Genomic DNA, 12,708 nt, shown 5'->3' on the forward strand with positions numbered 1-12,708 from the left:
AATCTATTTTCCCCAAACATCATATTTAATTTGTATATTTGGATATTTTTTGATATTAAATTTAGGTATTTTTCCTTCTTTTATTTGCAAATGATAGTCCCTTGTTAACATAAATATGAGTTTAGATAGCAGAAAAATAGCAATTAAATTAATTATTGTCATACACCCCATCGATATATCTGCTAACTTCCAAACTAGTGGAGTTTCTACATATGTTCCAAAAATAATCATGACTATTGTGCAAACTCGTAACATAAACAAAGAATAAGAATCATTTTTTTTCAGAAAAATTATATTACTTTCAGCATAGCAATAATTTGAGATTATAGAAGTAAAAGAGAAAAAGAAGGTTGAAATGGATATGAAAAATTTTCCAAAATCTCCAAAAAAATGAGAAACAGCCATTTGTGTTAATTCAATTCCATTGATCGAATCATTTGTATTATTTAATACTCCAGAAGAGATGATAACGATGGCCGTTGTACTACAGATTATCATTGTATCTATGAAAACACCTAACATTTGAATATATCCTTGAGAAACAGGATGAGGTGGATATGGAGAAGCTGAAGCAGCTGCGTTTGGAGTAGATCCCATTCCAGCTTCGTTCGAAAAAAGTCCTCTTTTAAATCCTTGAACCATTATTTGAGAGAAACTATATCCAGCTATTCCACTGCAAGCTTCTCCTATACCGAAAGCATTTTTTATTATTGAGAAAAAAACTTCGAACAATTGATTTACATTTTTACCAATTGCCCAACAAGAAAGAAATAAGTAAGTAATTGCCATGAATGGAACAATAAATTCAGATACTTTTGAGACAGATCGTAATCCTCCAAATATAACTATTCCACATATCATAGAAAGACACGTCCCAACATGTAAAGAATTTACGTTAAATGCTAAAGAAGCTGCTTTTACAATAGAATTCGATTGAACAGAATTAAATATTAATCCAAAAGAAATAATTAATAATATAGAAAATAGTGTTCCCATCCATCTCATGTTCAAACCTTTTTCCATATAATAAGAAGGACCCCCATAGTAACGTCCTTTTTTGTCAATTGTTTTATAAAGTTGCGCAAGTATACTTTCTGAAAAAGATGTTGCCATACCTATTATGGCAGCAACCCACATCCAAAAGATTGATCCTACTCCTCCCAAATTTAAGGCAATTGCAACTCCGGTAAGGTTGCCAGTTCCAACTCTAGAAGCTAACGTTGTACATAAAGCTTGAAATGAAGATATTCCAGATTTATTTGATTTATTGCTTCCTCTAAGTATTGTAAACATATGAAAAAAATGTTTGATCTGAATAAATCTGGTACCGACTGTGAGATAAATTCCAACTAATATTAAAAAATAAATTAGTAAATGATCCCATAGAAAGTTATTTAATTTATCTATTAATCGCGTCAAAATTTACTCCTAGATTGAACAAAAAATGACAAAAAATAAAAGTTACTTTTTATTAATACAATATTTCAGATATCGTAAAATATTAGAAAATCTAAATAACTAACATGAATTGAGATTAAAAAAGAAGATCTTAAATAAATATTTAGCTATTTTTATCTATTTTTAAAATGATCGTCGATTTGAACAGTTATTAATCGATATTGCATTTAATCATTAATCAAGAAAATAAATCTTATGACTTTTGAAAAAATTTTAATGAAAAATTCTTTCTTTTCAAGATATTAGAAAATCTTGGTTTAGGAGGCATCTTTTCATATATTCTAATTCTATTTTTTTTAATATCGCATTCAGTAACTTTATAATCTTTCCACAAAGAAACATATTGAATAACAGATTTTGGCCATCTAAAGTTTACCTTAAATCCCCGATTTATACATTCTTTCTGTAGAAGCATATATCTTTTATATAAGAATAATAGCTTGTCTCTAAAGAAAATTACATGTCCTTTTCCTAAGATATATTGTGAAACTTTAGAAATTTTTACTAATCCAAACTTTTTAATCACATAATTAGGAATTCTAATAATTTCCATGTTTTCAGCCAATAAGTGTTGATCGCATAATTCAATCGGTTGAACAACATTAATTCTAGTCATATAGGTCATAATAAATAAATTGGAAAACTCAAAATATATTCAATTTTTAATTTTTGATCGATGAAAATTCATTAATTTTTAGAAGTTATGCAGAATTCTATTCAATTCCTTGCCGAAGATCGGACTCGAACCGACAAACCATAAGGTGACTGATTTTGAATCAATTGCGTTTACCAATTTCGCCACTTCGGCAAATATTAAGCTAATGGAAATTGTTAATTAGTTTTTTATGTATATTATTATATTGATCCTTGAGAAATTACTGCATCAGCTACTTTAACAAAGGAAGCAATATTCGCTCCTCTGACATAATTAACTTTTTTCTTTTCTTCTCCATATTTTATGGAAGTTCTATAAGAGTTTTTCATCACTTTCTTCATTTCTTTTTCAACTTTATTTTTGTTCCATACAGAATATGTAGAATTTTGAATTTTTTCTAAAACTGAAACTATGACTCCTCCAGAATTAGCTATTTTTCCTGGAATAAATAAAATATCGTAATTTTGAAACAATTGTATTGCTTTTTTTATGACAGGCATGTTAGATCCTTCAACTACAATTTTTATGTTGTTCTTTATCATCATTTCAGCATCAACTTCGTTAATTTCATTTTGAGTAGCGCAAGGAATCGCTATGTCTGCTGAAATGGACCAAGGTGATTTATCTTTAAGATAGATTAAACCGAATTCTTCAGAATATTGTTGAATTCTTCCATTCAGCTCTTTTTTTATAAATTTCAATCTATTTAACTTTTCTATGTTAAATCCTTCAAGATCTACAACTGTTCCATCTGAATCGGACGCAGTAATAACTCTTGCTCCCATTTGTATGCATTTTTCGATAGCGTGTATAGCAACGTTCCCAGATCCTGAAATCAATACTTTCTTTTTATTGATAGATTCATTATGATGGTAATTTAGAGCTAATTCAGTTAAATATATCACTCCATAACCTGTAGATTCTTCTCTTAATTGACTACCAGACGAAAATAGACTTTTTCCAGTAAACACACAGGAGGAGTCACCACAAATTTTTCTCATCATACCTGCCATTAGGTCTATTTCAGAATAACCTACTCCTATGTCGCCAGCTGGTATGTCAGTGTTTGCTCCCAAATATTTGTACGAATTTAAAATAAAAGATTGACAGAATCTTTCGATCTCTACTTTACTCTTCTTTTTAATGCTAAAATTCGATCCTCCTTTTCCTCCTCCAATTGGAAAATTAGTAAGTGCATTCTTAAAAGTTTGTTCAAAACCGAGAAATTTTAGAACTGATATATTAACTGACTCATGAAATCGAATTCCTCCTTTGAAAGGTCCTATTGAAGAGTTGAATTGCACTCTCCATCCTGTATTAATTTGAGTTTTTCCAGAATCATCTATCCAACATACTCTAAATTGTATTATTCTTTCAGGTTCCGTTAGTCTTTTTAACAAAGAAATATCTTGATATTTTGAATGATCGTATAAAAAAGGTAAGATTGATGAAAAAAATTCTTGTACTGACTGAAAAAATTCCGGTTGATCCTTGTGATTTAATTCGAAAGTATTCAGAAATTTCGTCAATAAAGCAAAACTTTTCATATTCTAATTTACCTCGATTTTTTTGATGAATTTTCTTAGAAAAATAAAATTTTATAAATACAGTTTTTCATTAAGAAACAATGAAAACATTGATGAAATTTTGATGTATTTTAGATTTTTAATATTTTTATGATTTANAAATCTGTAATTCTTTTAAAAAAGTTTTATTTTATATCAATTTCGAAAGAGAAACATAAAACAGACTAGATAAAAAAACGGATACCGGTATCGTAAACATCCAAGTTAAAAAAATGTTTCTAACAGTTTTTCTTTGTATTTCATTCTTATCTGCAATCATGGATCCAGCAACAGCAGAAGATAAAACTTGTGTTGTGGAAACTGGTATTCCGAAATAACTAGCTATTCCAACAGAGAAAGCCGTAGTAATTTGAGCAGAAACTCCTTGAGCATAAGTCATTCCTTTTTTTCCTATCTTTTCTCCTATTGTAATCACAGATCTTTTCCATCCTATCATAGTTCCAAGAGATAATGTTATGGCAATCATAACTATTGTCCAAAGTGGAGCATATTCCACTGTATGCAGTAAGTTTTTTTTCAAATCATTCAGAAAAATAATATCTTCTCTTTTTATTCCGGAAATTTTCGTAATATTTGAGGTGATATTTGACAAACAAGTCAAAGATTTTCGAATTTGACTTCTTTGTTGTGGGTTTAGAACTGAGTATGTTTGAATGTCTTTTAGAGTATATAGAGCATTATGAATAGTTTCTTTAATAGAAGATTGTTTTTTTGAGAAACATTTATTTTGTAAATTTTTTAATGTACAGAGTTTTTTCGTAGCTAAATCAATTTCAAGTTGATGATTTTCATAATATTTGTTCAAACTTAAGACTGCATTGTACACTTTAGATATATCATAACAATTTGCATTCATGTTTAATGAAAATTTAGAAGGAATCATTCCAATTAAAATCAACATAATCAATCCTATTCCTTTCTGTCCATCATTAGATCCATGTGAAAAGCTGACTCCTGCAGAAGATAAAATCAATATTGCTCTAACTAAAAATGGCGGATTTTTTTTTCCGTCTTGTTTTTCTCTTTCTATCGGTGTTAAGTGAATCTTTCTAAGATTAACTGCATGGCTCCAAAATTTTCTAAGATAAAACATTAGTATTCCCGAAATGAGAATTCCAATTATTGGGGAAAAAAACAAGGATAATAGGACTCCAGAAATTTTTTTTATATTTAGTATGCTCAACATAAGTTGACCAGCAATGAAAGAATTTGAAATAACTGCTCCAACAATTGATCCAATTAAGGTATGAGAACTAGAACTAGGTAATCCAAGATACCAAGTCCCAATGTTCCAAAGAATAGAAGAAAACAAAACAGAAAAAATTATTGATATCAAGTTTTTTGTTTCATTGTTTCCTATAAGCAAATCTATTGGAAATAATTCCATTATGGAGTAAGCTACGCTCAGTCCTCCTAACATAACTCCACAAAAATTGAATATTCCAGATATTATTACAGCCGTTTCTGCTCTCATAGATCGAGTATAGATGACTGTAGTTACTGCATTTGCAGTATCATGAAATCCGTTAATCAATTCGTATACTAGGACACAAAATAGTGCTAACGGAAAAAGTACATAAGTTCGAAAATCTAAAGCGACGAATTCATATAACATAAATTCAATATCAATTTGTTTTTTATGAAAAAATTATTTTTTGAGATGTCGTTTTTTTTTAAAAAAAGTATTTAAAAAAATTAACTAGATACATTTTAGATATCCAAATCTATTAGAGAAATTTATATTATAAAATCTCTACATTTTTTTAGATAAGTTATCAGTTTCAGATGTCTAAAAATTTTTTATCTTTTTTATTGTTTTTAAAACATTTGTAGATCGAAATTACGAGAAATTCATCAATCATTTGAAAACATTAAATATTTAACAATATCGTTTTATATTTTTGAATTTTTAAATAAATTTTAATTTAACATTTCATTTTTGATATAACACAAGGATCTCTCTGAATACGTTTAACATGTAATGAGAAAATAATTTTTCGAATCTGTCAAGTTTTTCAATATGATCTATGTGAGATATCATATATATTTCAGAAAATCATAAAAATATTTGAAAAATCTGAATATATTTTCTAAGACTTTATAAGAAATCAAGAATTTCAAACAAGTTTCAATATCTATCTTTATCTATTTTCTAAAGTAAGCAAATATATTTTAACTATTCTAAAAAATAAAAAATTTAAAAGATAGTTTAATCATTTTAATAAAGTAAGAATTTTTCAAAAAATTCGTTTATATCAATGAAGACATTTTCGGATAGCATAATTAAATTATAGGTTTTCTTTTAAAAGAATTATTATTCAGCATTAGAAATCATAGATCTTTCTTTTTTGAAAAAGTTTTTAAATTTTTAGTAGAAAATAAATTTCCAAAAAGTGATTTCTTAATGGAAACGAATTTCTCTATAAGAAAACTAAAATTTTTGGAAAGATAACTGTAGTTAACAATTGACTTTGAACTTTTTTTCTGAAGTAAGTATTGATTTATCTCCTTTCAGAAGTAAGATTGAAATAAGTTAAAGATATTATTTTAAGACTAATTTTTTTGTTCTAAATTAATTTAATGAGAAGCCATATTATTTTTTAATCAATTGATTTTTATAAAAAAATGATGGAAAGAAGAAATTTATTTTTAATAGGACCAATGGGTGCAGGAAAAAGCACGATAGGTCGTCAGTTAGCAAGAAAATTAAATATGGATTTTTTTGATTCGGATCAAGAAATAGAGAAGAGAACTGGAGTAGATATAGGATGGATATTTGACTTAGAAGGAGAGATTGGTTTTAGAAAAAGAGAAAAACAAGTTATTGATGAATTGACAGAAAAACATGGTATCATATTGGCAACTGGAGGAGGATCTGTCAAACTGAGAGAAAACCGAAATAAACTCTCAGCGAGAGGAACAGTAATTTATTTAGAAACCACTGTCGAAAGACAAGTAAGTCGGATTTATTATGATAAAAGAAGGCCTTTAGTTGAATCGAAAGAGAAAATTTTAGAAACTTTAAAGAATTTAGCAGTCGAAAGAAATCCGTTATACAAAGAGATCGCTGATATTATTATTCAAGTGAATAATAAAAGTACGAACTTTTTAGTAAATAACATTATTAATTCATTACAGCCATTTTTTAGATCGAATAATAAAAGATTACTTTGAATAAATTCTTGAATAATTTTGATAAAATAAAGTTTTTTTTTAATGGAAAAGAATGCTCGATTTTTATTGGATTTGATTTATTTAAAATTAAAAATTTTTTTGAAAAATTTAAAGAAAAAGATCAAGTTGTTATAATAACTAATCAAAGACTATACGATCTTTATTATCAAGAAATACGAAAAAGTATTCTGACAATAACTAATCGAGTAGACAAAATAATTGTTTCAGATGGAGAAAAAAACAAATCTTTAAAAACTGTAATTTATGTTCTTAACTTCTTAAAAAAAAGAAGATATTCAAAAAATATTGTCTTGGTTGCTTTAGGTGGAGGACTTATAGGAGATTTGACTGGTTTTATATCTTCTATTTATTTAAGAGGTACATATTTCGTTCAAATTCCCACTAGCCTTTTAGCTCAGATTGATTCCTCTATAGGAGGGAAAAATGCAATTAATTACAAAGATGCTAAGAATATGGTAGGTTCTTTTTATCATCCAAATTTAATATTGATCAATTTGAGTTTTTTAAATACTGTTTCAGATCGTCAATTTCAATCCGGTATGACAGAAGCTATCAAATATGGAATTGCGATGGATTATAGTTTTTTTTGCTGGTTAGAAAATAACTATAAGAAAATACTTTTCAGGGAAAAAGAGACGATTAAATATCTTGTCTATTATTGCTGTAAAATAAAATCTGAAATCATATCTCAAGATCCAGAGGAAAATCAAAATAAAAGAGTCCTTCTAAATTTGGGTCATACGTTCGCTCATGCCATAGAATCCAAACTGAATTTTAGTGATGTTTTGTATCATGGAGAAACAGTTTCAATAGGGATAGTTACATCTCTTAAGGTAGCAAATTTAATTAACAAGTTTTCTAAAAAAAATACAAATAGAATTATTTCTTTGTTGAAGAAATTTAGTTTGCCACTTTTTCTATCGAAAGAAATGTCTTATGAAGATTATTTATTTTTTATTCAGTACGATAAAAAGAGAATCAGAAGAAATCAAATTGATTTAGTTTTACCTGTTGAAATAGGTAAATCCTCTTTATACCGAAATGTCGATAGAAATATAGTGATTCGAGCAATAAATTCCAAAATAAAAAATTTTTGATTTGAATCAATTTTTTCTACTTTAAGATCGATTATTTTTTTATTTATTTATGGTTTTTATTACTTTGAACTAACTTTTGCGAGTGAAAAAAATTGAAAGTGTTTTTTTGTTTTGATTGTTAAAATCTATTTTAAATTTATTTTTTGTTCTTGAAAAATCGATATATTTATGTATTTTATTATTCATAATAATGTATTTTTATTTTTAATTTTCGAACAGGTTTTTAATCTGTGAGATTTTTAATAGATTTTTTAAATAATTGATTTTTATCAATAAAAGAAAAAAAATCGGCTTTTAACTTTAAAGGATTAAATTTCTTTTAATGAATTATTAATAGGGTTTTATTACATAATTCATGACGAATTATAGTTCAAGATTTTTATGATAATTAATCCATTTATAAAACGTTGTTCGATAGCCATCTCTATTTTATCAGCGAATCTTGCAAGTTTAGGAAAAGATATCGCAAAACTAGTTCGATCTGGTTTAACGGATATTATTCATTTCGATATTATGGATAACCATTATGTTCCAAACTTAACCTTCGGTCCTATTCTTTGTAAATCTTTGATAGAGTACGGAATTCAATCTAATTTTCATATACATTTAATGACAGATCCGTCAGAAAGGTTAATCAGAGAATTTATTGAACTTGGTGTGCATCAAATTTTATTACATGTTGAGGAAGGTATAACTCTTAAAAAAGAGTTAAGGATAATTCGAGAAAACGGATGTAAAGCAGGAATTGTATTTAATCCAAAAATGTCTTTAGAGATTTTGACTACTTTGATTAATGAAATTGATTCAGTTTTAATCATGTCTGTCAATCCTGGATTTGGCGGGCAATCTTTCATAGAAAATAGTATTAAAAGATTACTAGAAGCACGTTCTATAATTGATAGAAGTGGAAAAGATATCTTACTTGGAGTTGACGGTGGTATTAATTTAAAAAATTTGAAAAAAATCGTGGAGACTGGAGTAGATATTTTAGTAATAGGATCGGCAATTTTCAATCGTTCTAGGAATTACGTGGAAATATTAAATGTTTTTCGAAAAAAAATAGATTTCTATCAGAAAAAATTAGTAAATTAAATATTTCGTGTGATAGATTGATTTTTAAAGGTTGTTTCATTTAAATAAAATAGTGGAATTTAAATCTAAGAAATTTGATAGACAAAATTTCTTTTAAAAAAATGAAGAAAAATTTTTTTCATAAAGATAAACCAGTTGTTTTTAGTGGAATACAACCATCTGGTTCCCTAACTATAGGGAACTATATTGGAGCAATTAGAGAATGGGTAAGAATACAGGATCAATATAACTGTATTTATTGCATTGCCGATCAACATTCCATTACTAAATTTGATAAAAAAAAATTATCGTTAGGAAAAAATATATTGGATACATTAGCAATATATATAGCTTGTGGAATTGATCCGAAAAAAAGTATAGTTTTCGTTCAATCTAAAGTTCCTCAACACTTTCAGCTAAATTGGGTTTTAAGTTGCTATACTCCTCTTGGAGAATTGAAAAGGATGACTCAGTTTAAAGAGAACTTTTCTATTTATGGAAATAGAATGAACATTGGAATTTTAAATTATCCTGTTTTAATGGCTGCAGATATATTGTTGTATGGAGCTTCCTTAATTCCAGTAGGAATTGATCAAATGCAGCATATTGAGATATGTAGAAGAATAGCTAATCGATTCAATAAAATTCATGGAAATGTTTTTAAAATTCCAAAGGCCATAATTGGTAAATTTAAAGTGATGGGAATCAAAAATCCAGAAAAAAAGATGTCTAAATCTGACCATGATTCAAACAATGTTATAAAAATACTCGATAATCCAGAATTAATTATGAAAAAGATCAGATTAGCTTCAACTGATTCCGAAAACCCTCCTAAAATATCCTTCGATATGAATAGAAAATCTGGAATTTCTAATTTGATTAATATTTTTTCAAGTTTGACTGAACTTCCCATTTTGGAAATAGAAAAACGTTTTTTCGGAAAAAACTATTTGTATTTTAAGAAGTGTGTTTGTAAAGTTTTGGTTCAAAAATTGAAGAGAATTCAAGAGAAATTCTTCTACGTTAGAAAAAAAGAGAAATTCTTAGAGAAAATCTTGCAGGAGGGATCAGAAAGAGCAAAGTTAATAGCGAAAGAAAATATGGAAAAAGTTTTTTCTTCTATTGGAATTTAAAAAATATACTTTGTTTTCTCTCTGATTCCTTCAGAAGATGATAAAAACTAATAAGTATTTTCAAAAATTTATCATAACTTACTTTTTCCTATTAATAACCTATTTTCTGCTTCTTCCCAGTTTAATACATTCCAAAAGGATTGAATGTATTCCTTCTTACGATTTTGGTATTTTAAGTAATACGAATGTTCCCATAGATCTATTCCGAAAATTGGATAGTATGATGTAGAAGAATCATTGTACATAAACGGATTTTCTTGATTTGGAGTATTCATAATACTCAAATCTTCATTTTTCAAAACCAGCCAAGTCCATCCAGATCCAAAACAAGATATGGCTTTTTTCTCAAATTTTTCTTTAAATTTTTTTATGTTCTCGAATTTAGATTCAATAACGTATTGCATTTTTTGACTTAAATTCGTCCCTATTTTTAATCCTTTAAAAAAAATTTCATGATTTATCACCCCTCCAGCATTATTCCTTAATAAAATTTTTAAATCTTGATTCGATATCATATTTAAATTTTGAATCAGATTGAATAGATCGTACTTTTTGAGATTTTTGTCTATCTCTTGTAACAATTGATTGGTGTTATTTACGTATGTTCGATAATGCATTTCATAATGTAAAAATATTGTTCTTTCATCTAGAAAAGGTTCTAAATCCCGATATCCATACGATAACTTTAGTGAAGTATGTTTCATATTTTCTCCAAAAAAATTCTTTTTTTAAGAAATTATCTCATTCTAACAAAAAAAATGTAGCTTGATAAGATTTTATCTTTTCGTTTATTTAATTTAACTTATATAATTTAGTGAAATAAATAATGTTCTACAGGTATCGTTTTGAGATTAAAGAGTAATTTTTAAGAATATCGAAATATTTATAAATTTCTTTTTGGAAAAATTAATTTCATTAATTAACTCACTTTTTCCAAAAAATTGGAGTGAACAAAATTAATAAAGTGAATATTTCTAATCTTCCAAATAACATAGTAAATATCAGAATCCATTTTCCAGCAAAATTCATATTTATGAAATTTTCTGAGAAATCTCCCAGAGCAGGTCCAAAATTATTTAAAGTTGCTACAATTGAAGAGAAAGCAGAAAATTCATCTACTCCAGTTGAAATTAATAAAAGCAAACTAGAGATGAATATTAATACGTAAGAAGAAAAGAAACCCCATATAGTATCTATATTTTTTTCTGATAGAATTCTATGATTATTATAATTTATTTTGATAGTATATATTGCGTTCGGATGAACTAAACGTTTTAATTCTGTTGAAACTTGAAAAAACAGTAATAAAATTCTAATAACTTTTAGTCCTCCTCCAACTGATCCAGAACATCCTCCTATAAAAGTAGAAAAGAGAAGTAACATTTGCAAAAAAAGTGGTAGTGTTTCGATATTATCGATACTAAATCCAGCAGTTGTAGAAGAAGAAATCACTTGAAAAAAAGATTGATGAATAATTGTTAATATTGATTTATTTCCAGAAGAATGATACAAGGAGACAATCAAAACAACTACGACTAATAAAACTTGAAAAAAAATAAATGTTTTAAATTCTAAATCGTTCCAATAAATTTTCAAACTCTTCCCAGAGAGAACTAAAAAATGTAAATTAAAATTACAACTTGATACTAGCAAAAAAAACAACACTATATCATTTATCCAAATATTTTTAAAATATCCTATATTCTCGTCATGTGTAGAAAATCCACCTAAAGAGATAATCGAAAAACTATGTGAAATAGCGTCAAAAAAATCCATTCCAGCTATCCATAATAGTATCGTACATATGATCGTTAAAAGAATATAAATTGACCACAAGGTTTTTGCTGTTTTAGATGCCCTCGGATGAATTTTATTTTCTTTTATAGGTCCAGAGATTTCTGCTTTGTACAGCTGAAATCCCCCAGATATTCCGAATAACGGAAATATCGCTATTGCCAATACTATTATTCCCATTCCACCCAACCATTGTAACATCTGTCTATAAAATAATATAGACTTTGGAAGATCATTCAATTGAATTAGATTTGTTGCTCCGGTTGTAGTTAGTCCAGAAAAGGATTCAAAAAAAGCATCTGTTACCGATATATTCGGTTGATCTAAAAATATGAAAGGAAGAGATCCTAAACTTCCTAGAACCACCCAAAATAAAGAGACTACTAAAAATCCTTCCTTCTGACTCAATTCTCGATTTCTATTTTTATTAGGAACCCATAAAATCAATCCAACTAATAAAGTGACTAGGAAAGTATGAATGAAAGAGCGTTCTGTTTTATCTTGATAAAAGAGAGAAACCAATCCTGGAATGACCATGGTTATGGAAAACATTACAAACAATAATCCAATAATTCTGATTATATTTTTAAAATCCATGATTGATATCAATGATTAAATATTAGCGCATCCTATAGAGGATTGATTTTTTGAATCTTTCGAAAAATTGTAACTCAGTTTTAAACCGAAATTACATAAGCATATTTTTTTGGAAAAATTAA

The 12,708-nt window shown here is 27.2% G+C and carries 10 protein-coding genes and 1 tRNA gene; 4 read left to right on the forward strand and 7 right to left on the reverse strand.

From position 1 onward, the window contains the following. Positions 1-3: 3 nt before the first annotated feature. The 5 genes from AOE55_RS02375 to AOE55_RS02395 all read right to left on the reverse strand — a co-directional run bounded on the left by AOE55_RS02375 (position 4) and on the right by AOE55_RS02395 (position 5,314). Positions 4-1,419, reverse strand: coding sequence for an alanine/glycine:cation symporter family protein (locus AOE55_RS02375; RefSeq protein WP_013087642.1), 1,416 nt, complete (start codon positions 1,417-1,419; stop codon positions 4-6). A gap of 232 nt (positions 1,420-1,651) precedes the next feature. After that, a complete protein-coding gene (locus AOE55_RS02380) occupies positions 1,652-2,074 on the reverse strand; it encodes a pyrimidine dimer DNA glycosylase/endonuclease V (RefSeq protein WP_013087461.1) in 423 nt (140 codons plus the stop codon). A 110-nt stretch (positions 2,075-2,184) separates the two neighbouring features. Then, a tRNA-Leu gene (locus AOE55_RS02385) sits at positions 2,185-2,266 on the reverse strand. A 47-nt stretch (positions 2,267-2,313) separates the two neighbouring features. After that, positions 2,314-3,660, reverse strand: coding sequence for an NADP-specific glutamate dehydrogenase (gdhA, locus tag AOE55_RS02390; protein ID WP_080611781.1), 1,347 nt, complete (start codon positions 3,658-3,660; stop codon positions 2,314-2,316). A gap of 169 nt (positions 3,661-3,829) precedes the next feature. Beyond that, the gene (locus AOE55_RS02395; RefSeq protein WP_013087695.1) at positions 3,830-5,314 is read right to left on the reverse strand and encodes an inorganic phosphate transporter; all 1,485 of its coding nucleotides are present in this window, start codon (positions 5,312-5,314) and stop codon (positions 3,830-3,832) included. A 1,010-nt stretch (positions 5,315-6,324) separates the two neighbouring features. Between AOE55_RS02395 and aroK the strand changes: the two genes are divergently transcribed. The 4 genes from aroK to trpS all read left to right on the forward strand — a co-directional run bounded on the left by aroK (position 6,325) and on the right by trpS (position 10,195). After that, entirely contained in the window at positions 6,325-6,873 is a 549-nt protein-coding gene (gene aroK / locus AOE55_RS02400) for a shikimate kinase AroK (RefSeq protein WP_013087921.1), read from the forward strand. An 8-nt stretch (positions 6,874-6,881) separates the two neighbouring features. After that, positions 6,882-7,991, forward strand: coding sequence for a 3-dehydroquinate synthase (aroB, locus tag AOE55_RS02405; protein WP_192847604.1), 1,110 nt, complete (start codon positions 6,882-6,884; stop codon positions 7,989-7,991). Positions 7,992-8,372: 381 nt separating this feature from the next. Then, entirely contained in the window at positions 8,373-9,083 is a 711-nt protein-coding gene (gene rpe, locus AOE55_RS02410) for a ribulose-phosphate 3-epimerase (protein WP_013087634.1), read from the forward strand. 101 nt (positions 9,084-9,184) lie between these two features. Then, on the forward strand, positions 9,185-10,195 hold the full coding sequence (gene trpS, locus AOE55_RS02415) for a tryptophan--tRNA ligase (protein WP_041855286.1): 1,011 nt from the start codon (positions 9,185-9,187) through the stop codon (positions 10,193-10,195). 71 nt (positions 10,196-10,266) lie between these two features. Here the strand turns inward: trpS and AOE55_RS02420 are convergent, their stop codons facing one another. Together AOE55_RS02420 and AOE55_RS02425 are read right to left on the reverse strand one after the other, a co-directional pair. After that, positions 10,267-10,899 carry a Fe-Mn family superoxide dismutase gene (locus AOE55_RS02420; RefSeq protein WP_080611785.1) on the reverse strand — a complete coding sequence of 211 codons (633 nt, stop codon included), beginning with the start codon at positions 10,897-10,899 and terminating at the stop codon, positions 10,267-10,269. A gap of 220 nt (positions 10,900-11,119) precedes the next feature. Beyond that, positions 11,120-12,586 (reverse strand): TrkH family potassium uptake protein, encoded by a 1,467-nt coding sequence (locus tag AOE55_RS02425; protein ID WP_080611788.1) that lies wholly within the window; start codon positions 12,584-12,586, stop codon positions 11,120-11,122. Positions 12,587-12,708: the final 122 nt, after the last annotated feature.

Source organism: Candidatus Riesia pediculicola (genome assembly GCF_002073915.1).
GTDB classification, from domain to species: domain Bacteria; phylum Pseudomonadota; class Gammaproteobacteria; order Enterobacterales; family Enterobacteriaceae; genus Riesia; species Riesia pediculicola.